This window comes from Pantoea sp. XAF26B01_ASV70 (assembly GCF_054512635.1).
This window is the reverse complement of the sequence record NZ_JBTNCJ010000003.1, coordinates 115,387-138,735: the sequence shown is the minus strand read 5'-3', so window position 1 is coordinate 138,735 and position 23,349 is coordinate 115,387. Positions and strand designations below refer to the sequence as shown.

Here is a 23,349-nt window from a genome sequence, read left to right as displayed (position 1 = left end):
TCTTGCGGGTAACGTCAGACTCGCTTGCAGCTAAGCCTGACTTTCCGATTGCGGGTAAATGTGGATAAAAAAAATCAGCACATAAAAGTGCTGAGTTCAGGCAGGTCAGAGTGCCGGAAGTTCATGCCCGCAGGCGAAAAACCAGGGTGTTCTGCAGACGACGCAAACGACTTTACCGCCAGTCAAGGCGGTTAAAATCAGGCGGAGAGACGTCAGTGAACGACGTCGGGAGGCGCAGGCTCGTAGCCGAGTCCCAGCTCCAGCTGGTTAAGATGCTGCCACACAAGGCGATCAAAACTGTCGGCATCGAGATTAATCAGTTCGTGGTTCGGCCGCGTGCGGATGAGCCAGCTGGCCATCGTGCTGCGCCGTTCGTCGAGAGGGAGTCTGCCCAGCTTATTACGACGCTTCTCGCGCACTGCTTTCTCACGCCGGCTGAGCAATGTCGCTATGCGCGCTTTTTCATACCAGCGCCGGCGCGCAGCACGAACGGAATCACGCGTGCCAGGTTCGAGAATGCCCTCTTCTTCAGCTTCGATGCGCAGGTTTCGCTGCAGCAGCAGCTTATCCATATTGACACCGCACAGCTGCCAGAAACGTTCCGTAAGAATAATATGACGGGGCATCCAGTACTGTTCGATCGGGTCCCATTCCAGGTCGGGCATTTCAATCAGGCCAAACCGTGCCAGCTCCGGGAACAGACGCGACAGCCGGCAGGGTTCTACCCGGGTTTCAGGGATGACATGGCCATCACTGTCTTTCGGGCTGAGTTCACTGGCCAGCCGGCTGACATTAACAGTCACAACCCAGGTGGCCATGTCGGCTCGCTGAACAAGCAAAGGGAATATTGCATCAATAAGCGCACGCCGTTCCGGCCGGAAGTGACGATCGCGACCTGCAGCTTTACGGTACTGGGTGAAGTAAGGATGGAGCGACGGCCGGAAACGCAGTTTCCATTTACCGCTGGCTTTCTCTTTGACGACCAGACGGCGCATGGCATGGCCAAACTCACCCGGGAGCGGGCGATAGCCGTCAGGTGCGAACCACTGCGGATCAGGACATTTGCAGGTGACATCGTGATCGCCGCGGCGACGTCTGTCATTTTCTGAGGTCGGGCGGTTTAACCCGATTAAAATCTGGTCATTCACCCTGTCCCGTACTTATGGCGGACAGGGGTTGTCTTATGAATAGCATGCGTTATAATCCTTCACAGGCGCAGCGCCTGCTTTTGGACCCCCTGATTTCTGAACCTTCCGCCAAGTTGAGACAGAATTCAGGGGGTTTTTGCATTCAGAGCCCGATGAAACGCGGACTCCATACCCTGGACGTTTTTGCGGATACGTCCTATCCGGTTAGTTCATTCCCGCGCCGCGCATGATCGGCCACAGGTTTACTGCAAACCCTCATCGTCAACCACCACAGTATTCGATAAGGATCTAAAAAGGATCGCCGCCCGGCGAATTCTGAAAAGGATACCCACCTCACCCGCTTAAATCCAGCAAAGTTTGCGCATAATACGAATCGTATAGATAAAAAATAATGACCCTAAGTTCACAGATTGACGGTCTGCTATGTGCCAGAAACGGACATTGCAAACATATGAGCATACTCATAAACAAGCGGCTTGAACCAGAGTAAATACACAAAGTTATCATCTCAGTGAAAATTAAATCATGGTTTTCTCATACACAGTGACAACAGAAATTGCTAACTGTTTTTCACCTGATGCCGATAAGTACTCGCAGTACCGCATTTTCGTACAAGCGGTTCTTTGAGTTTTTCAAAAGATTAGGTGGAAAAAAATATGACGATTACACAGCGGCTGCTTACATTATTTTCTTTACTGGCCGTCTCGCTTATCACTCTGGTGATCGTGGCAGTGCTGGTGCTGACGGGTTTTCAGTCACGCTTCCAGTATATACAAAGTAACGCAACCCCCTCCATTATTGACCTCGGAAAACTGGTGGACGGTAGTAACCAGCTGATTATCTGGATGTACCGTCATCAAAGCGCAACTGACCCGGCCAGGCAGGCCGAATTCGAGAAACAGCTCGAGGACAAGGTAAGTCAGCTGGAGTCCCTCAATCATTATTATCTCGAAAATGATATTTCCAGTGAAGAAGACAGGGAAATGACTGAGGCAGCATTTACCACTATTAACGATTTCCGCAGTAGGCTCCCTGCTTTCCTTCAGGCCTCTCGCTCGCAGAATGACGCCGTAGCGCTTGCGCAAATCCAGGGACAAAACGGCATTGGTTCAGCGGCCCGTGCCCTGATTGCCGGCTATCAGAAACAGCTTAAGCTGAACGTTGATATCGGTGAATCGCTCAACATTCAGAATACCCAAATCTATCAGAATTCTTTGTGGGGTATGATCGGTGGCTCAGCGGTCGTTATTTTTGTGCTGGCCTTTTTCGCCGTCAGAACAATAACCGGCATCCGGGGAAACCTTAATGCCATGCGTTTCACCATGCAACAGGCCAGTTCACGCCTTGACCTTACTCTCCGGGTGGACGACTCGCGTAAGGATGAAATTGGCCTGACGGCAAGGGCATATAACGAGCTGGCAGATAACGTTGCTGCTTCACTAATGTCCGTGAGTACCTCATCTCAGTCCGTGAGCACGGCCTCTGCGCAGATATCTGCCGGAAATGAGGACCTGTCAGCCCGAACCGAGGAGCAGGCGGCCTCACTTGAACAGACGGCGGCCAGCATGTCGGAGCTAAGCGAAACGGTCCGTCAGACTGCAGAAAATACCGGCACAGCAAGCAAGCTCTCGCAGAACGCCCGCAGTCTTTCAGAAGACAGCGCGCAGAAGGTGACCACGATGCTCCGAACCATGTCCGATATCAGAGGCAGCTCGGCAAAAATCACCGATATTATTTCCGTCATCGAGGGCATTGCGTTTCAGACCAATATTCTGGCACTTAATGCAGCGGTTGAAGCAGCGCGGGCCGGCGAGCAGGGCCGCGGATTTGCCGTTGTGGCAGGTGAGGTACGCAATCTTGCCCAGCGTTCATCGTCTTCAGCACGTGAAATAAAAGCTCTCATCGAGTCATCAATGCATTTCGTGGAAGCGGGCGCACAACAGGCGGAAGAGGTCGGAAATAACATGTGGAGCCTGAAGGACGCCATCGGGCAGGTTACAGACCTCGTCAATGAAATAGCGGCCGCCGCTCATGAGCAAATGCTGGGCATCGGTCAGGTGCACCAGGCAGTCAATCAGATGGACGACGTGACACAGCAGAATGCGGCACTAGTTGAAGAAGCTTCAGCAGCCTCAAACTCACTGATGGAGCAGGCCTCCGTCCTGAACCAGCTGGTAGCGGCCTTTGTCGTGGGTTCCAGCCCGGTACCGGCTCTGGAACCGGCGACCGCCAGTACAGCTTTTAAGTCGTCTTTACCCGACGGGCGTGTTGGCAGCAGCAATGCGGAGTCGGAGGAAGAAAACTGGCATAGTTTCTGATGCTGGAAAAATTGCATATACGGCTACAGTCAGAAGGATAGGCATCCTCCACTTCCGCGAACACTATACTCGAATCCGATGCATCCCCCCGCCACCTGACATTAAAAGCAGGTGGCGGCGAACGAATCAAACTTCATACGCAGCCTGATCAGATACCGTCTACCTGCCGGTTCCGTTATAACGCACTTTTTTCACTCGACCTGTCATTGAAAAATCATGGAATATAAAACCCTGGTTTCTCTCTCGCGGACTGAAAGCAATATTATTTCAGCTTTAACACTCTTCGATTTATTCCCCAATCTAACGTCCGATTTTTGCTCAAAGCAGACCTTGCGATCAAGTCAGTCCGCTTTGCGCCAAGAGTATAGGTCGTTAATTTAAAACTGTTTTCATAATTGAGCAGGTCATCAGGCGGCATGTGCAACTGCTTTTCGTATTATTATACTAGGCTCAACGCCACGCGATCGTTTGCCTTAATTAATGGTTCAATTTCAGCTTCTCGCATCTCATCCCCCTTACCCCGGCATTTCTGTTTTGGTCGCTTGTGAATAACAGTTAACATTGCCAATATCCCCGTTACTAGCGTCAACGTGGGCATTGAAGTCGGAGCAGATGCCTGACTGTTGAGCTAACAAATCATTCCTGCATTGCATTTAACTAACAAGTGAGGCATCTGCCGCAGCCTGCTATGATTTCATCTCAAGCATATTAAAGTCCATGTAACGTCAAAATGACTGCCAGTTTTCCACTGAAGAATGCGAGGTAGCTGCAACCGGTTTTTGCAGTTTTCTTATGACCGCCGTTGGCACAGATGACACCAGAACAGATTCTGTTTTGAAGAAAGCCACCGCCTGCTCCAGACGCCCAGCTTCTTCCTGAAGAGATCCGGCCGCTGCAGCTGACTGCTCTACTAGTGCGGCATTTTGTTGAGTGGTGCTGTCCATTTCAGTCATCGCCTGACTGACCTGACTGATCCCGCGGTTTTGCTCATCTGCAGCGGTAGCTATTTCTTTCATAACCTCATTCACCTGAGCCACAGCTTCAATAATGGACTGCATTGTTTTACCTGCATTTTCAACCTGTGCAGCGCCGGTATTAACCTGGCCGACAGACTCCTGAATAAGTCCTTCTATTTCCTTTGCAGCTGTTGCACTGCGCTGTGCCAGATTTCTTACTTCCCCGGCGACGACTGCAAAACCTCTTCCATCTTCGCCTGCCCTAGCTGCTTCAACGGCGGCATTCAGAGCCAGAATATTTGTCTGAAAAGCGATGCCATTTATTACCTGGGTTATTTCAGAAATGCGTGAGGAGCTTTTTCTGATTTGTTCCATAGTATTAACCACCCCACTGACAACCTGACCTCCCAGGGTGGCCTGCGATGACGCTTCCCCGGCAAGCTTGCTGGCACAAATCGCATTCTCGCTGTTAAGTTTTACCGTTGATGTCAGTTGCTCAATACTGGCCGCTGTCTGAACAACTGCGGCAGCCTGCTGTTCTGTACGCGACGATAAATCTTCATTTCTTATCGCTATTTCTGTGGCCGCGCTGTTTACGTTCGATACGCCGTTACGGACGTTGTTGATTATTTCTTCAAGCTTAATCCGCATATTATCAAAAGCCTGCATTAACAGCCCCAGCTCATCTTTGCGATAGCTTACGGTAGTCGGAGTCAAGTCACCCTCAGAGATCCTGCGTGCCATACTAAGTGTTTGCGCCAACGGCCGCTTAATACTCAGGGTTATGCGCTAGGCAAATAAAATGCTTATTATCACGGCCAGTAACGACAAAAATACAATTTTAATCTGCGCTATTTTAATAAAATCAGAAGATATTTTCTTTTGATAATCAAACATTCTTGCCAGGGAGGCGTCAAAATTCTCACCTCTGCCTACCAGCGCTTTTGCCGCCGCATGATGCGCAGACCAGAGCGTTTCAAAGGGAGTGACTGAAGAAGAGACCTTATCAATAAGGTTAAGGACTGATGAGGTGACTTCAGACAACGCAGGGTTTTTAGCCTCTTCAAGCATAACCGCCGTTTTTCTGGCATCGCCAAGGGCAATGTTCAGCGCTGCTCTGCTGCTATTTTCCGGTACTTTGATAAAAGTCAAAAGCTGCAAGTTGACTTCTTTAAGCTGTGACGACAACCGCTCCAGTAAAGAAGAAGTATCAGAGGCCAGCGTTCCGCCTTCAGCAAGATAATCCATGCTTTTTGCAAGACTGAGATACGGAAGTTGCTGCAAAGAAGCAGCCATTCCCATCATGCGCTGCATATAATCAACTAAAATGTTTCTTTGCGTTCCATAACTGTTCATGGCTTCTTCAATACCATTAAGAAACGTTTTCCCCCCTGAATCCCAGTTAAATTGCGCCAGCTTATTGTACTGGTTTTTCAGCTGTTTAAGCGCCTCTGCATTTTTATCAGCATACTGCTGCTCATTGGTGTACTGATACAGAGTGCGATTAAGGCGGGCCGTGCCGAATGTGCTGTTCATCTCGATGGTCAGACTTCGTCTTAACGAGTTATCCTGAATGGTGTCAAGACAGCCAGATGCAACCAGTGCCGTAATGATAAGGGCACCAATTACCACAAAAAAACCCATACCGAGTTTAGTTCCCACCTTCAAATTCATGAAATAACTGTTGAGTCTCAGACGATTCATTTTTTTTATAACCCTATTATTTTAAAACATTTAAATTCTCTGCTGAAGATTTTATCGACTTCTCGCTCATAGTGGTTATCAGCATTAACTGGAAAACATTAAAATAATTTACAAATAACGGGCGGTTTTATTTAGCGGTAGGTTAGTGGGCTCTGGGTTTTTATCAGGGAACATCTGCAGCAGGCGCTGCCTGAGCTTTTGATCGGGATGTCATATTAGGCGCAGTGGGGGTAAGTCAAACGTTTCCTTTTCGCTCGTAGCGGACCTTACCACTCGTGCATGTCTGCTCTGTGCCAGAAGCGGACATGCGCCAGGTTCGATTGTGCTGATTTTTATAAGCCAATATATTGTGGTTTAGTGAACAGCAGAAGCGACCCATACCTCTCATTTTGGGAGAACCAGTTTTTATCATCAATAAGAGAGTCAGGAACATGGAACATCAATATACATCACGCATATTCTGGACCGGTAATCTGGGCACGGGCACATCGGGCTATAAAGCATATGCGAGGACATGGGACATCGCTATAACCGGCAAAAAAATCATCCACTGCTCCAATGATCCGTTACTGGGTGGCGACGCCAGTAAAATGAATCCTGAAGACCTCCTGATATCATCTCTTTCTGCCTGCCACATGCTCTGGTATCTGCATCTGGCCTCAGATGCCGGGATCACTGTTCTGGAATATGAAGATTCACCGATAGCTACAGGTGAAATTTTAAAAGGCGGCGCGGGTCGCTTTGTTTCGGCTGTACTGAGACCTAAAATTACTGTAGCGGATGGTGCTGATCTTGACTCAGCAATAGCTATTCATCATGAAATTCATAAAGTCTGTTTTATTGCAAGATCGGTGAATTTCCCTGTCTTTTATGAGCCTGAATTTGTAATCAGCCATCTGTAAGAAATCAGTTGGCTTCTTTGCACCACAGCATTCAGAGGGGCCGTCAGCAGCAATGTCCGCTTCTCGCTCAAAGCGTACTTTCATCACTAGCAACCACTGCGCTTCTTTTGAAAAAAACGCCCAGGTTGACATCAAACATAACTGCTCACCCGTTCCCCGCCCTACGCGGGACATTCAGTCCGCTCCGGCGGGTGCGACTTCCGGTGTCGCCCGTGCCTGCACTGCTTTACGCCCGGCTATTGTGGCGGCACGGCACAGATGAGGCCGTGCAACCCATTGACTGAGGAGCAAATCATGCCGAATTGGTGTGCGAACAGGCTGCGTGTGACCGGCCTGGCGGAGAACGTGAGTAATGTGCGGGCGCTGATACGGGGCGAGGTACGTCCTGCTTACGCGCGGGCGGAAGGGCATCAAGCTTTTTCTCGCGGGCTGCGCCGGGCTGCTGCGTCCGGTAACCGACGACATTAACGACCTGGAGGAATCGCTTTATGAGTTTCACCTTCGGTTACGGGACATGACAAAACGCCATCTTTACCGCGGCGCGGCGCCGGCGCAGAAAATGGCCGGGATGCTGATCGAGCAGATAGATACAGAACTGTTGTCACTGTACCGGCGCGCAGCTGAGATGCGCGGTTACCTGAAGTAGCAGACGGATTGGTCATTTTATGACCGCCTGCTGTCTGTGCGCTGATACTGCCGCCGCTGCGCTTTTGTCTGCAGGGTCTCTGACCGGATAGGCAGTTCGCTCCAAGCTGGACTGTATGCACGTCCTCCCGTTCAGTCCGACCGCGGCGCCCTTTCCGGTAACTATCATCTTGAGTTCAATCCGGACGGACACGCAAAAACGCCACTGGCAGAAGCCATTGGTAACTGGATTAGCAGAGCGAGATGTGTAGACGATGCTACAGAGTTCTTGAAGTGGTGGCCCAACTGACTTAACTTTCGATCAAACCACCTAGCCATGGGGTTTTTTCGTTTACAAGGCATGAAATTACGCATAGACAAGAGCAATCTCAAGTAAATCATTGCAGTAGTAGGTTCATTTGAAAACACATTTAGATTAAAATACCAGCTGTCGCTAAAAAGCCAATGACAGGTACAGGACTCTTATGAATAGGAAAAACGTCATCCTTGTAGCAACTTGCTTATTTTTCTCACTCCCTGTTTTAGCAAATCTTCCTCTCTCATCTAAATTTTCTTTTGTTGCCCCAGAATTAGCGACTAAAGAATCATCAAAACCAGATTTTGATGGCTCACCACTAAGTAAAACAAGAAAAAAAGGCCAGCCAGAATGGAGAGAAGAACCAAAATATCGCCAATACTCAAAAGTAAAGAAAGACCCCATGACTGGAGAAGTAACCAATGAAACATATGGGGTTGAGTTTTAGTCTTTACCATAACACCTCTTGGCCGCTCCCCCGGAGCGGCCCTCAGCTCTATCATGACGTAAGTGGGGCGTTTCCGGCACCTTTTCTCCGCCCGCGTCGTGAAAAAACGCGCATGATGATTTCTGCTCGTATGCATGACTATGCACGTGGGTGAATAGCGCGGATTTTAGCCTTATTATCCGGCGGAATGCCCAAAAGCATCATTGAACATCGCAAATAACCGTGAACGGATGCGCAGTTTACTGTGCTGACCTGTTCCCGGTTGACTAATACACCGCGATGTTAGCAACATCCATGGCGACCCAATTTCGAACGTCTGCTGATCGCGTATATGGGACATCCATAATTATATCTCCTGATCGAATGGAGATTGAAAATGACAATATCCCCCTGGAACAAAAGCCGTATCAATGGTCAGAAGCGACCTCTTCAGATATCTCATATCTTGGGTATTCGCATCCGACTCAAGCTGGAAGGAAAAGTACGCGACCTGGCTTTGTTTAACATGGCTCTGGACAGTAAACTTCGGGGCTGTGATCTGGTGAAGCTGAAGGTTTCTGATGTAGTCTACGGGCAATCTGTTTCGGACAGAGCGACAGTATTACAGCTAACAACAGGGATCCTGTTCAGTTTGAATTGACTAAAGGAACCAGAGAGGCACTAGCTTCATGGATTAAAATGGCTCAACTACGCAGTGGTGACTATCTTTTCCAGTCCCGCGTCGGCTCTTCACGGCACATCTCAACCAGGCAATATAAACGTATTTTTATGGCTGGATTGACAAGTCAGGGCTCGAGGATTCGCTTTACAGTACGCATTCTATGCGCAGAACTAAACCATATCTGATCTACAAAAAATCTAAGGGTGCTCCAGCTACTGTTGGGTCATAAAAAACGCGAAAGCACAGTTCGTTACCCTGGTATTGAAGTCAATGATGTTTTGGAGATTTCTGAGTCGACTGAAGTCTAACTTGCGAGGGCTACAATAGCAGCCCTGTGCCAGAAGCGAACACTCACGGATTATTATTTCATTGAAAAGTTAATTTTTGAAACCTGTTCTGTCATAAGAACGGCTGCAAGGAACCTACCCTGGCAAAGCGGCCTCATTTATTCGCACACAGAGCGTGCCAGGAAAAGCAGATGAATTTTTAATCCGCTTCAGGCCTTGTGGTAAGGATTTTTAGCCATAAAGGCAGCTCCGTTCCGATGAAAAGAAGATAGTTTTCGCCATTCAAACGATTCCTGCAATGTACGACCACAGCCCTCGCACCAGCCTTTTGTTTTACTGAAGAAACAAATACCAGTACAGGGTGGATTTTGCTGGCATGATTCTTCCTCAGATAAAACTTGATATACAGAACGAGTCTGTCGCTTTCTGACCCTCTGGAATTTTGAAGGCACTCCTTGCCCATTAGTTAAAAGGTTTCGGCTGTTTTTCAGGTATACTGGATATTCATTGTTCCCTGTCGGGTATTATTGATGACAGCATCAACCTGCCATGTAGACTGAATAAGCGACGGAGTCAGCACGTCGGCAGGCTCACCGGCGGCAACAATCTGTCCTTTTTTTAATACCACCAGATACTGACAATATCTCGCCGCCAAATTGAGATCATGTAATGCCACAATCACGGTTACTGGCAGCGCGGTGATGAGTCGCATAAGCTCCAGTTGAAACTGTATATCCAGATGATTTATTGGTTCGTCCAGCAGCAGAATATCCGGTTGTTGAGTAAGCGCACGGGCTATCTGACAGCGCTGACGTTCTCCGCCCGAAAGTCGATGCCAAGGCCTGTGCGCCAGCACATTGAGTTTCATCATCGAGAGCGACTGCTCAACTGCATCCTCATCCGCCTGATGCCATGGCGAGAAGGCACTGCGGTGCGGCGTACGGCCAAGTCGCACAATATCAATCACGCTCATTTCTGCCTCTGACTCTGCATGTTGTGCTACAAAAGCAAGCGAGCGGGAAAGCTGACGCCGACTCAGATTTCGTGTCTGTATCCCGCCAATTTTAACTCCCTCATAAGCGCAAGACTGAACGCCAGCCATAGCCCGAATCAGCGTGGACTTACCTGATCCATTCGGACCCAACAACCCCACTGTTTGCGCACGCTTTGCACTAAAACTGATGTCAGATAAAATGTTACGTGCCTGGAGTGTCACACTCAGCTTTTCAACCACGACATGCATAATCATTTCTCCCGGTTTCGGTACAGAATCAGAACAAAAACAGGTGCGCCGACCAGGGCCGTTACCACACCAATGGGTAAAACCTGATGGCTGATCAGAGTGCGTGATATTAGGTCTGCCAGAATCATGAAATGACCTCCGGCTAGAAACGCGACAGGTATTGTGATGAGGTGCCGGTGACCAGCTATAATGCGAGTGATATGCGGTATAACCAGACCGACAAAGCCCACAGCGCCAATGGCGCTGACAATAACGGCAGTTATTAAAGCCGTAGTCAGCAGTAAGATAGTGCGTACCAGCATTACACGGGTGCCAAGTGTTGCAGAGACGTCAGTACCCACGTTGAACGTATCCAGTGAACGGGCATAGCAGATCACTATCAATAACCCTACTGCCACTACGACAAGGGACAGCATTGCGTCAGTCCAGCGTACACCGCTAAGGCTGCCCAACAACCAGAACATGACGCCGCGTGACTGTTCAGCATTTGCCGCCGTACTGACAATGTATGAGGTCAGTGCATTGAACAGTTGCGTACCGGCAATGCCCGCCAGGATGATGCGTGAGGCGTTTTCGCGCATGCCGCCCGATAGCACTACAATCAGCGAAAAAGCGACACAGGCGCCAGTAAACGCTCCGGCTCCTGTCGTAATCGCGCCGCTTCCAATACCTAGCAGCATGACACAGACGGCTCCGGTTGAGGCACCGGCAGAGATGCCCAGTAAATAAGGATCGGCAAGTGGATTGCGCAACAATGACTGTAAAACCAGCCCGCATAGTGCAAGCCCTCCTCCGCTGCAGGCTGCCATCACCGCACGGCTCATACGGTACTGCCAGATAATTCCGGCCTCTACAGCAGGCACATCAATGCAGGTTATACCTAAACCATTCGTTATTGCTTGAGCCGTAGTGGCAAAACTTACCGGCATATCGCCGACAGACGCAGCCAGCACGATCATGACAGGCAGACTCAGTACGCCAGCAAAAATGATCAGGCCGTTTCGCCAGTAAAGAGCAGCATGCTTTTTCATCTGGCTTGGTCGAACGCATGAATCTGCTGACTAATCAGCTCTGCCGCTTCTACGTTACGTAAGGACGGATTAAGCGACATCGCAGGAACCACTGCAATATGACCCTGTCTGACCGCCGGTATTTCACGGGTGACAGGATCTGTCTCCAGAAACCTTTTTTTGGTTTCCACGTCATCGGCTGGGTAAAGCCGTCTGTCCATGTCAGCAATGACGATAATATCTGGCTGAGCCCTGACGATGTATTCCCATGTCACTGAAGGCCACTCTTCATCTGAATCGATGATGTTAGACAGACCGAGGGTCTGACTGATCCAGCCCGGTGCACCTTTATTGCCAGCTACCCATGGATCTCCTTTGAGGCGGGCGCTTGAAAACCAGTAAACAACTTTAAGCGGTGATGAGCCCTTTATACGATCACGCTTTTGAACGGCTTCGATGCGTTCAGACAGCTTGTGCTTCAGCGCTTCGCCACGTTCAGCAACATCGAAAATACGCGCCATTGCGGTAATCTCATCAAATATACTATCAATGGAGTAAGGTTCGGAACGTGCGCCATCACCGTTCGAAGTCGCAGTGACTGTTTTTGCTTTACAGTCAGCAGGCGATATCCAGGTTTTGATACCGAGCTGTTCAAACTGCTGCCGGGTGCCGACTTCGCCCTGTGGCCCAACGTGCCAGCTATACTGGGCCAGCACCAGCTCAGGGCGCTGAGCCGCAACAGCTTCGAATCCAGGCGCATTTTCAGCCAGACGTTTAAGACTTTTACCCTGCTGTTTTAGCTCTTCAGGCAGAGCACCAAACCAGACGGCTGTCCCTGTAATTTTCTTGTCCAGTCCCAGCACCAGCATAAGTTCTGTTTCATGCTGACCAATGGTTACAACGCGTGAAGGTGCATGACTAAACGTCTCTTTAACTCCACAGTTTTCAACGGTGAATGGATAGTCAGTGGCAGCCAGGCTGACAGGAGGGAATAAAAATATTGTGGACATTAGAAGAAAAGAAGCAGATTTCACAATGGCATCTCACTGATATGTTATAACATAACAATATGCATAATAATAAGGCGTCTGTCAATGTCGAAGGACAGCACAGTATAGGCCGGAACCTGAAAGTTTTTTACATCCGTATTCTCAGCTGCAATTCGCAAAAAAACGTCTGAAAAGTCCGCCCTCAATCATCCCTCAACGGTCTGCAGTTAGGGATTTCCACTACTTTCAAACCTGATGCGGACCGAATCAAAAAAGCTGGTAAGCCATTTATGTATTACTTATGGCTGCTCTGTGCCGGTAGCTGATGTTAGGATTTCGGGCTTATCAATGCGGCAGGTAGCGTTCGATTCCGTTAAAAGTTGTTCTAAAACTTTACTGGCCAGACCCGTGGGCCTTTAAGCATGGCGTCGAGCTTCGGCTTATTCAGCCAGGCAAGCCGATAAAGAACGGGTTTATCGAAAACTTTAATGGTCGATTTCGAGATGAGTGTCTGAATGAGCACTGATTAGTGATATTGTTCACGTGAGAACAATCATTAACAGCTGGCGGCAGGACTATAACGAGTGTCAGCCTCATTCCTCACTGAATTATCTGACGCCAGGGGGAGTTTGCAGCGGGCTGGGGAAATGAGAAAAATTAAGGTAAACAAACCGACATTACTAACTGACTATTGTGCTTAATACTGGGGGCAAATCAGCAGGATTCGATACTTAACATGCTGCGATCGTACTTAAAGAAATCCGCGTGTATGTTCAATTTAATTAATCATGGCGAAAGCTGCAATGATTAATTAAGCTAAAGAAGCAGTGTAAATAGTAAATCAAATAAGAGGGTCATCATGACTAACTTAGTATCTGAAAATCGTAATCCTGTTCCTGATATTGCTGAAGATAATGCGTTCTTTCCATCGCCTTACTCCCTAAGTAAATACACGTCGGCAAAGACGGATTTTAGCGGTGCCTACTATCCCGCTCCCTATAAGGGGGGGAAATGGAAGATATTGATGATTGCGTCTCAAGAGCGCTATCTCATGATGCAAAACGGAAAGTTTTTCTCTACCGGAAACCATCCTGTGGAGATGTTATTACCCATGCATCACATGGATCTTGCCGGATTCGAAATCGACGTTGCAACTCCATCAGGCGATCCGGTAAAACTTGAAATGTGGGCATTCCCGTCTGAAGATGAGGCAGTCAAGGCCACATATAAGAAATATCGCCTTCAACTCAAACAACCTAAAAAACTGACTGACGTTGTACAGAATTTAGATGCGGGCAATTATATTGGCATTTTTATCCCAGGTGGTCATGGAGCACTCAACGATATTCCCTTCAGCGAAGACGTAAAAAAGGCGCTGTTCTGGGCGCATGAAAACGACCGCTATGTAATATCACTATGTCATGGGCCTGCCGGGTTACTTGCTGCAAGCTTGGGTGAGGATAAGGAAAACTTCTTGTATCGCGGTTATAAAATCTGCGTTTTCCCTGACGCACTTGATACCGGCGCAAATATCGATATCGGATATATTCCGGGCCCAATGCCTTGGTTGGTCGGCGAACGCCTTAGCGAGCTAGGCGTCACAATCATCAATAGTGACATAACAGGCAAGGTCCATAAAGATCGTCGTTTATTGACCGGCGACAGTCCTTTGGCTTCCAATAACCTCGGCAAGTTAGCTGCAGAGACATTGCTGGCCCACGTTACCGCTCGGTGAATAGCGCCATCGTCCACGAGGCCTTTTTAGCCGCTCTCGCCATTGGGGAGAGCGGCTCACTATCAGCTATCCGGGATAGGGTTCGCAACTTTGCCAAACCGTACGGTTTTGACCGTTTTGTCCTGTTCTCTGCCTCCGCACCGGCAGAAGAGCCGGTCAAACATATTTATTGGGTAGAAGGCGTCTGGTTCGGTAACGGAGAAAGCGTGGATACCCTAACTTACGTGCGCCGCTGCCCGGTGACCCGGCATATACTCCTGGTCGGTGCTCCCTTTTTCTGGCGCAAAATCAGTTCTGATAAAGGGGAGCTGTATAACGTGGTCCGTATCCCATGCGGGCCGGAAATTTCTGCATGAAACACCCTTTTGCAGGCCCCGGAAATAAAAATATTTTACACGCAGCTGCGGTAACAGCGAAAATTTACCACGTCACTTCTGACCTACCGCCAACACGCATATTATCACCAAAAATATTTTTTTCATGAAACTCCTTACTTTCAATTTTGCCTGGTGTACAACATCAAGATGTTGAATGATAAACAAAATAATGTTATTAACTTAAACATATATATTTCCATATAGAACAATTCAGAAGTTTATCTGACCCAGAAAAAGGTAAGAACTATTCTTTAAAGAAGAGAATCCCCCCAAGCCATAAACCAATGACAGCGCCGAGATCGGTTACATCGAAACTTTTTTCTGTGCTTCGGGGGGTATAGGCAGACAACATTTTCCTGAGTTATATTTTCCGTAACGTCCTTCTTTCCTGCTACAACCATTATGCTCTCGGTTGTTGTTGCAAGACTCTCTCGGTTGTTTTTTCTAAATACATCAGGAATATTTTGAGTCATCAACATATCAGTAGAATGCTCTTTATTCTCCGGCTCTGTTAAGCCAAATTTTACCTCACATTCCACACCCAAAATGTCATTAAGGGCCCTGTAATTCATTATAAGTTTCCTTCTTAAATGAGATTGCTAGAAACTTTTATAATCGATAGTTTGCAAATGCAAAACCAGCCTGTCAAGTGATAATGATAATCAATTGCATTATCATCGAGGCTGATGCATCTCTGGCTAAGTGTGCTGCGGGGAAGTTGCTATTTTTTGGTGGTTTCACCCGACCCTGTCTCTGGGCCGAAAGCTTTCTGCTGTTTGGTTTGCATTATCGTATTGATAGCGCTCGTACAGATGCCTGCCACCGGTGGTGGCAGGCATCTGTACGAAGCTAAACAAGCTCCCGGAAAGAATGGCTGACGCGCTATTATGCTGACCATTCGACCTCTCACCTGCCGGTTAGTCCTGCAGGCGAACCATCAAGATAACGCTTTTCGCCGGCGTCAACGTCCCATGTTGCGTGGGTGGTAAAGGCAAGCAACAATAGCGCAACATTTTTTTGATTTGCCCCCGTTAACACTACAATAAATTCACGTTTTGCCTTTCACCAGACGTCGTAATTACGATATCTCATAGGAGATTCACAGCCATTTCGAACTCAATTTGTTTATTTTTAATTTACAGAATCGATCAACTTTGTAAAAAAAATACGCAATACGCGTTAAAAACCATGAATTGAAATAAAATCCGTTCCAGACTCTCCTCGCTTACAAAATCATTACACTTGTTAATGACAACCAAAATAATATTCTTAAATTATAGATCTCAACAATAAATAAACGATCTTTCATGATTTCAACCAACTCTTGAATAGTCTTTTATGCTGTTTTTATTAGATTTACGATCTTATGTTTTGAATAATACAAAATTGATAGTATATTGATCTGCCACAGGGTCGGGGCAAGATTGATGGCGTTTTTGATCAATTTTGTTATGGTCATTTTTTGAATGTAAAAGGAATGATGTGCAAAATAAAACGGATCACACTGCCAGAAATTTTTTCCCGTCACTCGTGCTTAAAACGTTAACATTTAACATTAGGCGATTTTTAATTACCTTTAACAAACGGAGCGGTTAACATGCGTAATCATCAATTCATTAAAATAATTACACTATGCTCACTTCTTATTACAGGTATTACTTATGCAGCAACGACGACTGTCAATGGTGGTACGATTCATTTTAGGGGCGAGGTTGTTAACGCAGCCTGTTCTGTCGATGCAGCTTCAGTTGATCAGACCGTTCAACTGGGGCAAGTAAAAACGGTCATTCTGAACGAAGCAGGTAAAACCAGCCCTGCTGTGGGCTTCAACATTCAGCTGAATGACTGTGACACATCTGTAGCGTCTAAAGCTGCCATTGCATTCTCAGGCGTGACACTCGGCGCTGATAATCCAACTGCCCTGGCACTGGAAAACTCGGCCTCCGGCGGTGCAAGTAATGTTGGCATACAGGTTCTGGACAGTGCAGGCAAGGCGCAATCTTTTGATGGTGCATCATTCAGCACCCCAGCGACTCTGACCGATGGTACCAACGTACTCCCCTTCCAGGCGCGTTACATTGCCACTGGAACGGCTACCCCAGGTATTGCAAACGCGAACGCCAACTTTAAAGTTCAGTATCAGTGATGCATACCCTACAGGGATGTTTAATCCGTCGCAGGCCTGCTGATATCAGTAATGAATGAGGAAAAAGCGATGCTAAAAATCAAAGAAGGAGCCTTCCCATTTCACATCGATCGTCCGTCCATGCCGGTTAAGTGGAATGTCACCCCGCACGGCGTTCAAATGCGCTTTCAGGGTAAATTGGTTGTCTGTGCCTGCTCAACTGAGGTGGACGACAGGTAAACGAATCCATATTGCTAAATATGTAGTAATCTATTCAGGTTATTAAGTAATGATGCCGATCCCGTTCCATTTTCCTTACCTCTGTATGATTTCAATTCAAACGTCATATATTGCTTAACGGTGTGGCAGATGGCAAAAAACCTGATGTTTTGTCCGTCGGTGAAGGTGAAGGAGTTACGTTCGGGGTCGGGATCATCCTGTACAAAGGATAGGGGAAATCATCCCTGTTAATTCCTACACTCAGTTACGAAAAACACTGACCTGATAAACGCGTCTTCTTAAGCTTTTGGCTAAATATCGCTCTGCCGGGAATAAGGTAATGGGTGGAGCAGCGAATGCATAGCACTGGTTCTCTTTGAGATGTCAGTAAAACTCTTACTTTTAAAGATAAAGCGTCTCTCTCAGATGAGACGGATATGTTAGAGACAATAAAACACCTGTTTTATACTTAAAGAGATTAACGAGATTAAAATGAAGACAATCGGTAACTCCATGGTAAAAACACTGGCTATGGCAGTGATTTTATTTAATGTGCGTGCTGAAGCGGGCGTGGCTCTTGGTGCAACACGCATTGTTTACCCAGCAGAACAGAAACAAGTCACTCTTGGGGTAAGTAACAGTAACGATAAAGACACCTTTCTAATTCATTCCTGGGTCGAGAATGAAGATGGTAAAAAAGAAAGCCTGTTTGTTATTACTCCGCCATTGCTTATCATGCAGGGTAAAAAAGAAAATACGCTGCGCATTATCGATGCCACAAATAAGTCATTGCCCGAGGATAAAGAGAGTATTTTCTGGGTTAACGTCAAAGCCATTCCCTCTCTGGATAAAGAAAAAAAGAAAGAAAACACGCTTCAACTCTCGATAACAAGCCGGATAAAGTTGTTTTATCGCCCCCAAAAACTGAGTATGCCTCCCGATCAAGCTCCGGATAAACTGACATTCACACGCCATGCACATTCACTGGTTATTAATAATCCAACACCCTACTTTTTGACGATTGCAGAACTGAATGCCGGCACACATGCATTAGCTAACGTCATGGTTCCACCACTGGGATATGCGACAGTTAAATTACCTGAGGATGCAGGCAGGAGAATCTCTTATCGAACTATTAATGATTACGGTGCGCTGACCCCATTTATGAAAAAAAACCTGCAATAGTAAATTCAAACTTAATCAAACAATGTGTTTCCACCATGAAATACCGCGTATTTGAGAGGGTGAGTCGTAACTGAATTATGGGGCAGCTACGGATAACATGAAAAATCACCGCATCCGGGGGTGGATTCTGAACCAGACTACGTTTACATCGCTTGTATTTATTCTGGTGTCTTCGACATTTTCCGCGCACTCAGAAAATTACTTCAATCCCAGATTCCTGGCGGATGACCCGATATCAATTGCTGACCTGTCTGGTTTTGAAAAAGGACTTGATGCACCACCGGGAACCTATCGCGTGGACATCTATATGAACGACAGTTACGTGACAACGCGAGATATCACCTTTGATAAAAGCGACGACGGTACCAGGCTGGAACCGTGTCTCACGCGCTCCCAGCTGACTTCACTTGGCGTCAATACCCTGAAAATTCCGGATATTGCCGTAATGAAGAGTGCTGCGTGTGTGCCCTTTACACGGCTTATCACCGATGCCGTAAGCGCATTCGATGTTGGTCGCCAGCGTCTTTCCATCAGCATTCCTCAGGCTTTTATGGGGAACCATGCGAGGGGCTACATCGCCCCTGAGCTTTGGGACAACGGCATCACTGCCGGTTTACTTAATTACAATTATACCGGCAGTGAAATGCGGACTCGTGACGGGGGAACCCGCAATTATTCCTATCTCAATCTGCATGCGGGTCTCAATCTGGGGGCGTGGCGCCTGCGGGATAACACCACCTGGGCATACAGCAGTGGCAGGGGATATAACAAAAATCGCTGGCAACATGTCAACACCTGGCTTGAGCGTGACATTGTTCCCTGGCAAGGAAGGCTGACGATTGGTGACGGGTTTACGACAGGTGACATCTTTGAAAGTATCAACTTTCGCGGCGTGCAGGTTGGCACAGACGATAATATGTTGCCCGATAGTCAACGCGGCTTTGCGCCCATTGTCCGCGGAATAGCACGTGGCACAGCACGCGTATCGGTCAGGCAGAACGGATATGAGATTTATCAAACCACGGTGTCCGCTGGCGCATTTACCATCCGTGACCTTTATGCAGCAGGAAACAGTGGTGATCTTCAGGTTACGGTGAAAGAGGCGGATGGCTCCGTTCAGGTCTTTACCATCCCGTTTTCTTCCGTCCCGCTATTACAGCGTGAAGACCAAGTGAAATACGCGGTGACGGCAGGGAAATTTCGCAGTGGCAATGAACAACAAGACAAGCCCGGTTTTTTCCAGGGAACGGTACTTTGGGGATTACCCGAAGGCTGGACAGTCTATGGCGGAACCCGTGCATCAAACGATTATCGTGCCTTTAACGTCGGGGCAGGCAAAAACTTGGGTTACCTCGGGGCGGTATCTGCAGATATCACGCAGGCGAATGCGGTCCTGCCTGACAGCAGTAAACATCAGGGACAATCTCTGCGCTTTCTCTACAACAAATCGATCAATGAGCTGGGGACCAATTTCCAGCTGGTGGGATACCGTTATTCTACCTGGGGCTCCTATTCTCTGGCTGATACCGCACGGCGAAGAATGAGAGGCTATACCGTAATTAGTGAAGAGGGGACCGTGAATATCAGGCCAAAGCTGACAGATTATTACAATCTGAACTATAGCAAACGCGCCCGCCTTCAGGCGATGGTGTCGCAACAGGTTGGACGAACATCAACAATATATTTAACCGGCAGTCACCAAAGCTACTGGAATACAAGCCGTTCCGAAGAACAACTCCAGATTGGTTATAACAGAACCATTCAGGATATCAGTTGGGGGCTGAGTTACAGCCTGGCCAAAAATGCCTGGTCAGACGAGAAAGACCAGCTGCTTGCTTTCAACATTAATATCCCGTTCAGCCACTGGATGCGCTCAGATACCCGTTCAGTGTTCCGAAATTCCAATGCCAGTTACAACACGTCAACAGACTTCAGGGGACATACGACCAATACGGCCGGCGTTTACGGTACGCTTCTGGAGGAAAACAACCTGAGTTATAGCGTGCAATCGGGCTATACCCGCGGCGGTAATGGCCACGCCCGCGCAACGGGCAACACCGCACTGAATTTCCGTGGCGCTTACGGAAACGCCAACGTCGGTTACAGCCACAGCGGTGACGCTAAGCAGGTCTACTACGGTGTCAGTGGTGGCGTGCTTGCGCATGAAAATGGTGTCACCTTCAGCCAGCCGCTCAATGACACCATGGTGCTTATCAGGGCGCCGGGGGCGAAAAACGTTTCTGTCGAGAATCAGACAGGCGTACGTACGGACTGGCGCGGTTATGCCGTTCTACCCTATGCGATGGATTACCGCGAGAACCGTATATCTCTGGATACCAACTCACTGGCAAATAACGTCGAGCTGGAAGAGCCGATATTGAGTGTGGTTCCGACACGGGGTGCCGTCGTGCGTGCAGACTTCAAGGCCAAAGTAGGGCTGAAGGTTCTTATGACAATGACGAAGAACGGCATGCCTGTCCCGTTTGGCTCTGTAGCCTCTTACGGGGATGGAAAATCAGGCGGCATCGTGGCAGACCGCGGGCTGGTTTACCTTACGGGTCTTGCGCCAAAAGGAAGCATCAACGTGAAGTGGGGCAACGATAAGAATGAGCGCTGCACAGCGACTTACAGTTTGCCGACTGACAGCCAAAACCAGGCTTTAAGCTACGCCTCTGTCATTTGCCGGTAATAAGCAGGAGATGATGACGCAATGAGAAAATACCTTTCAATCATGTCTGCCCTGCCCTTGGTTATGGGGTATGCCCATGCGGTGGACAGTACGATCTCCATCACAGGCTACCTCAAAGACAATACCTGCTCGGTTTCCGTTGATTCTCAGGATTTTACCGTAGATTTGCTGAGCAATGCTGCGACACAATTTTACCGGGTGGGGGCTGTTACGCCCGCCGTACCTTTCAGGATTGTCTTCAATAAATGTGGCAATTCCGTGACGGCGGTGCGAGTGAGATATACAGGGACCTCTGACAGCGACAACGCCACCCTGTTGAAGATAGATGTGGGAACAAATGCGGCAAGTGGCATAGGTGTACAGATTTTAGATCATGACAAGACTTCCATTTCGCTAAATGCCGCTCAGGACTCCCAGAAGTGGATGCCCCTGACCGCGGGCCAGTCCAACACGCTGGGTTTTTATGCACGCCTGATGTCAACGCGCGCGCCTGTGAAGGCAGGGACAGTGACAGCAACGGCAAATTTCACCCTGGAGTTTCAGTAAGGAAGCCTGGAAATGACCAATATCAAAAGATTTTTGCTGACGGGAATGGTGCTTTTTACGACGACCCTCTCCGTGCATGCAACGGATGTGACCATTACGGTCAACGGACGCGTAGTAGCCAAGCCCTGCACCGTATCAACGCCATCGGCGATGGTTGATCTGGGTGATTTGTTTTCGTTCAATTTTGCACAGGCCGGCTCGGGCTCGGCCTGGTATCCCGTTACGCTGAAATTGACCCACTGCCCAACAGGCACCTCAAGGGTTAGGGCAACGTTTACGGGTACAACGGACAGCACGGGATATTACAAAAACCAGGGCGGAGCAACCAATCTTCAATTGGAACTGCAGGACACCAGTGGCAATAACCTTAATAACGGCAAAACCAAAGCGGTTCAGGTTGATGACTCAACACAGTCAGCGAGTCTGCCATTACAGGTCCGCGCCTTATCTGTCAATGGCAACGCCAAACAAGGCAGCATTCAGGCCGTGATTAATGTCACATACACTTACGCCTAATCTGAAGGAGTCACTAAATGACACGGGTTTCAAAACTAAAAATAACGCTGAAGAAAAAGGGAGGGATTGTGCTCCTTGCTTCTGTATACCTGATGACATATTCATCCGGAGCTAACGCATTTACCTGCAAAGTTAGTGCAACCGGACAAACGGTTAGCTCAGGAACAGCTAACGTTTACGTTAATCTGACGCCATCTATTGGCGTGGGGCAAAACCTCATTGTAGACTTATCAAGTAAAATAGAATGCAAGAACGACTCGACATCATCTAATATAGATACCGACTATATAAAACTAACGAATGGTTCAGCATATGGGGGGGCTCTTGATAATTTTAGAGGTACAGTTTATTGGAATGGCAAAACATACGCGATGCCTTTAAATACAAACACAGGAGATGTTGTAATAAATAAAACGCATTACCAAGGATTGCCTTTTAAATTATATCTGACTGCTTTAGGCGCGGCAGGAGGAACGGCTGTAAAATCAGGTGAGCTAATAGCGGTAATGAGAATGTATAAGATAGCGACTTTCGGTGGAGGGTATCCCAGAAACTTCACCTGGAATATTTATGCCAATAACAATGTTATAGTTCCTACAGGAGGTTGCGACGTGTCGTCGCGTAATGTGACAGTGACTCTTCCTGATTACCCCGGCACGGCTACTGTTCCGCTTACTGTGCATTGTGGACAGAACCAACAACTGGCTTATTACCTGACAGGCACGACGGCAGATATGGCAAGCACCATATTTACCAACACGTCATCATCCAATGCTGCAACCGGTATTGGTGTCAAGCTGTCTAACCATAACGGGCCGATTGCCACTCACAAAAATGTTTCTCTCGGAACGATAGGAACAAGTCCTGTTAGCCTTGGACTTTCGGCATCCTATGCTCGCACCAACGGGCATGTAGTTGCAGGAAATGTTCAGTCAATTATTGGCGTGACCTTCGTCTACGAGTGAAATACACAGGAATTTTATGTTACTACAATTAGCAGTGTAATTTTCAATAGAATAAAGTCGCTTAAAATATCATCGCGACGCTTTAATTTAAAAATTAAAATAAATTTAGTCACACTCTTACGCTTCCTGAAGGTGAATAAATGAGGTTTTTATTATTTGTGCTGATTATATCTTTGTCTTCATGCGTATCCTACTCTTCCCCGGAAGAGGTTGAACGCCAGGCAAGAGACTACGAAAAATATCAAAAATCTCAGTCTATTTTAAACAGACGTATAGATTCCCACTGCCCGGGTTTCGGCGTTTGCTCTCGTGATAATGAAAACCCTATATGACTTGTACGCACATATGCGGGGAAGAACACCCGTTTTATTCCCATAAATTTTTTG

General features: G+C 47.8%; 17 protein-coding genes and 4 pseudogenes. 15 read left to right on the top strand and 6 right to left on the bottom strand.

What is annotated here, in order from left to right:
- Positions 1 to 212: 212 nt before the first annotated feature.
- Complete coding sequence (gene repA, locus ACX8ZY_RS22990) at positions 213 to 1,148, bottom strand: plasmid replication initiator RepA (RefSeq protein WP_346529494.1); 936 nt, start codon at positions 1,146 to 1,148, stop codon at positions 213 to 215.
- 656 nt (positions 1,149 to 1,804) lie between these two features.
- Between repA and ACX8ZY_RS22985 the strand changes: the two genes are divergently transcribed.
- Positions 1,805 to 3,466, top strand: a complete 1,662-nt coding sequence (locus ACX8ZY_RS22985) for a methyl-accepting chemotaxis protein (protein ID WP_459261382.1) — start codon at positions 1,805 to 1,807, stop codon at positions 3,464 to 3,466.
- Positions 3,467 to 4,191: 725 nt separating this feature from the next.
- On the opposite strand, the pseudogene ACX8ZY_RS22980 reads toward ACX8ZY_RS22985, so the two are convergent.
- A pseudogene (locus ACX8ZY_RS22980) lies at positions 4,192 to 6,066 on the bottom strand (methyl-accepting chemotaxis protein).
- Positions 6,067 to 6,557: 491 nt separating this feature from the next.
- Here ACX8ZY_RS22980 and ACX8ZY_RS22975 point away from each other — a divergent pair.
- From ACX8ZY_RS22975 to ACX8ZY_RS22960, 4 genes and pseudogenes are all read left to right on the top strand, one after another.
- Complete coding sequence (locus tag ACX8ZY_RS22975; RefSeq protein ID WP_346529487.1) at positions 6,558 to 7,028, top strand: OsmC family protein; 471 nt, start codon at positions 6,558 to 6,560, stop codon at positions 7,026 to 7,028.
- A 294-nt stretch (positions 7,029 to 7,322) separates the two neighbouring features.
- Positions 7,323 to 7,491: pseudogene (locus ACX8ZY_RS22970) on the top strand (DUF1281 domain-containing protein); the annotation flags it as partial.
- Between the two features lie 646 nt (positions 7,492 to 8,137).
- The gene (locus ACX8ZY_RS22965; protein ID WP_346529485.1) at positions 8,138 to 8,416 is read left to right on the top strand and encodes a hypothetical protein; all 279 of its coding nucleotides are present in this window, start codon (positions 8,138 to 8,140) and stop codon (positions 8,414 to 8,416) included.
- 376 nt (positions 8,417 to 8,792) lie between these two features.
- A pseudogene (locus ACX8ZY_RS22960) lies at positions 8,793 to 9,385 on the top strand (tyrosine-type recombinase/integrase).
- A gap of 188 nt (positions 9,386 to 9,573) precedes the next feature.
- Here the strand turns inward: ACX8ZY_RS22960 and ACX8ZY_RS22955 are convergent.
- The 4 genes from ACX8ZY_RS22955 to ACX8ZY_RS22940 are packed head-to-tail and all read right to left on the bottom strand — an operon-like array spanning position 9,574 to position 12,627.
- Positions 9,574 to 9,816, bottom strand: coding sequence for a DUF1289 domain-containing protein (locus ACX8ZY_RS22955; RefSeq protein ID WP_337011021.1), 243 nt, complete (start codon positions 9,814 to 9,816; stop codon positions 9,574 to 9,576).
- Between the two features lie 35 nt (positions 9,817 to 9,851).
- The gene (locus ACX8ZY_RS22950; RefSeq protein WP_346529483.1) at positions 9,852 to 10,607 is read right to left on the bottom strand and encodes an ABC transporter ATP-binding protein; all 756 of its coding nucleotides are present in this window, start codon (positions 10,605 to 10,607) and stop codon (positions 9,852 to 9,854) included.
- A gap of 2 nt (positions 10,608 to 10,609) precedes the next feature.
- A complete protein-coding gene (locus ACX8ZY_RS22945; RefSeq protein ID WP_337011019.1) occupies positions 10,610 to 11,638 on the bottom strand; it encodes a FecCD family ABC transporter permease in 1,029 nt (342 codons plus the stop codon).
- Positions 11,635 to 12,627: an ABC transporter substrate-binding protein gene (locus ACX8ZY_RS22940; RefSeq protein WP_346529885.1), complete on the bottom strand. Its 993-nt coding sequence runs from the start codon at positions 12,625 to 12,627 to the stop codon at positions 11,635 to 11,637. The genes ACX8ZY_RS22945 and ACX8ZY_RS22940 overlap by 4 nt, the downstream gene beginning before the upstream one ends.
- Before the next feature lie 382 nt (positions 12,628 to 13,009).
- Between ACX8ZY_RS22940 and ACX8ZY_RS22935 the strand changes: the two are divergent.
- The 10 genes and pseudogenes from ACX8ZY_RS22935 to ACX8ZY_RS22890 form a co-directional block, all read left to right on the top strand.
- Positions 13,010 to 13,267: pseudogene (locus ACX8ZY_RS22935) on the top strand (integrase core domain-containing protein); the annotation flags it as partial.
- Positions 13,268 to 13,465: 198 nt separating this feature from the next.
- A complete protein-coding gene (gene hchA / locus ACX8ZY_RS22930; protein ID WP_337011017.1) occupies positions 13,466 to 14,341 on the top strand; it encodes a glyoxalase III HchA in 876 nt (291 codons plus the stop codon).
- A complete protein-coding gene (locus ACX8ZY_RS22925; protein WP_346529480.1) occupies positions 14,338 to 14,697 on the top strand; it encodes a hypothetical protein in 360 nt (119 codons plus the stop codon). Before hchA ends, ACX8ZY_RS22925 begins: the two co-directional genes overlap by 4 nt.
- A gap of 1,636 nt (positions 14,698 to 16,333) precedes the next feature.
- Positions 16,334 to 16,864, top strand: coding sequence for a type 1 fimbrial major subunit FimA (gene fimA / locus ACX8ZY_RS22920; RefSeq protein ID WP_346529883.1), 531 nt, complete (start codon positions 16,334 to 16,336; stop codon positions 16,862 to 16,864).
- A 51-nt stretch (positions 16,865 to 16,915) separates the two neighbouring features.
- Positions 16,916 to 17,083 carry a hypothetical protein gene (locus ACX8ZY_RS22915; protein ID WP_346529477.1) on the top strand — a complete coding sequence of 56 codons (168 nt, stop codon included), beginning with the start codon at positions 16,916 to 16,918 and terminating at the stop codon, positions 17,081 to 17,083.
- A 471-nt stretch (positions 17,084 to 17,554) separates the two neighbouring features.
- Complete coding sequence (locus ACX8ZY_RS22910; protein WP_459261377.1) at positions 17,555 to 18,247, top strand: fimbria/pilus periplasmic chaperone; 693 nt, start codon at positions 17,555 to 17,557, stop codon at positions 18,245 to 18,247.
- Positions 18,248 to 18,344: 97 nt separating this feature from the next.
- Positions 18,345 to 20,936, top strand: coding sequence for a fimbrial biogenesis usher protein (locus ACX8ZY_RS22905; protein ID WP_346529474.1), 2,592 nt, complete (start codon positions 18,345 to 18,347; stop codon positions 20,934 to 20,936).
- 21 nt (positions 20,937 to 20,957) lie between these two features.
- The gene (gene fimF, locus ACX8ZY_RS22900; RefSeq protein WP_337011008.1) at positions 20,958 to 21,482 is read left to right on the top strand and encodes a type 1 fimbrial adaptor subunit FimF; all 525 of its coding nucleotides are present in this window, start codon (positions 20,958 to 20,960) and stop codon (positions 21,480 to 21,482) included.
- A gap of 12 nt (positions 21,483 to 21,494) precedes the next feature.
- On the top strand, positions 21,495 to 21,998 hold the full coding sequence (gene fimG, locus ACX8ZY_RS22895) for a type 1 fimbrial minor subunit FimG (protein ID WP_337011006.1): 504 nt from the start codon (positions 21,495 to 21,497) through the stop codon (positions 21,996 to 21,998).
- 17 nt (positions 21,999 to 22,015) lie between these two features.
- Positions 22,016 to 22,963 (top strand): fimbrial protein, encoded by a 948-nt coding sequence (locus ACX8ZY_RS22890; RefSeq protein ID WP_428984794.1) that lies wholly within the window; start codon positions 22,016 to 22,018, stop codon positions 22,961 to 22,963.
- Positions 22,964 to 23,349: the final 386 nt, after the last annotated feature.

Coding starts and splice junctions, on each gene's coding strand:
- ACX8ZY_RS22985 (WP_459261382.1), top strand. CDS start 1,805: ATGACGATTACACAGCGGCTGCTTACATTATTTTCTTTACTGGCCGTC.
- ACX8ZY_RS22975 (WP_346529487.1), top strand. CDS start 6,558: ATGGAACATCAATATACATCACGCATATTCTGGACCGGTAATCTGGGC.
- ACX8ZY_RS22965 (WP_346529485.1), top strand. CDS start 8,138: ATGAATAGGAAAAACGTCATCCTTGTAGCAACTTGCTTATTTTTCTCA.
- ACX8ZY_RS22950 (WP_346529483.1), bottom strand. CDS start 10,607: ATGCATGTCGTGGTTGAAAAGCTGAGTGTGACACTCCAGGCACGTAAC.
- ACX8ZY_RS22945 (WP_337011019.1), bottom strand. CDS start 11,638: ATGAAAAAGCATGCTGCTCTTTACTGGCGAAACGGCCTGATCATTTTT.
- ACX8ZY_RS22940 (WP_346529885.1), bottom strand. CDS start 12,627: ATGTCCACAATATTTTTATTCCCTCCTGTCAGCCTGGCTGCCACTGAC.
- hchA (WP_337011017.1), top strand. CDS start 13,466: ATGACTAACTTAGTATCTGAAAATCGTAATCCTGTTCCTGATATTGCT.
- ACX8ZY_RS22915 (WP_346529477.1), top strand. CDS start 16,916: ATGAATGAGGAAAAAGCGATGCTAAAAATCAAAGAAGGAGCCTTCCCA.
- ACX8ZY_RS22910 (WP_459261377.1), top strand. CDS start 17,555: ATGAAGACAATCGGTAACTCCATGGTAAAAACACTGGCTATGGCAGTG.
- ACX8ZY_RS22905 (WP_346529474.1), top strand. CDS start 18,345: ATGAAAAATCACCGCATCCGGGGGTGGATTCTGAACCAGACTACGTTT.
- fimF (WP_337011008.1), top strand. CDS start 20,958: ATGAGAAAATACCTTTCAATCATGTCTGCCCTGCCCTTGGTTATGGGG.
- fimG (WP_337011006.1), top strand. CDS start 21,495: ATGACCAATATCAAAAGATTTTTGCTGACGGGAATGGTGCTTTTTACG.
- ACX8ZY_RS22890 (WP_428984794.1), top strand. CDS start 22,016: ATGACACGGGTTTCAAAACTAAAAATAACGCTGAAGAAAAAGGGAGGG.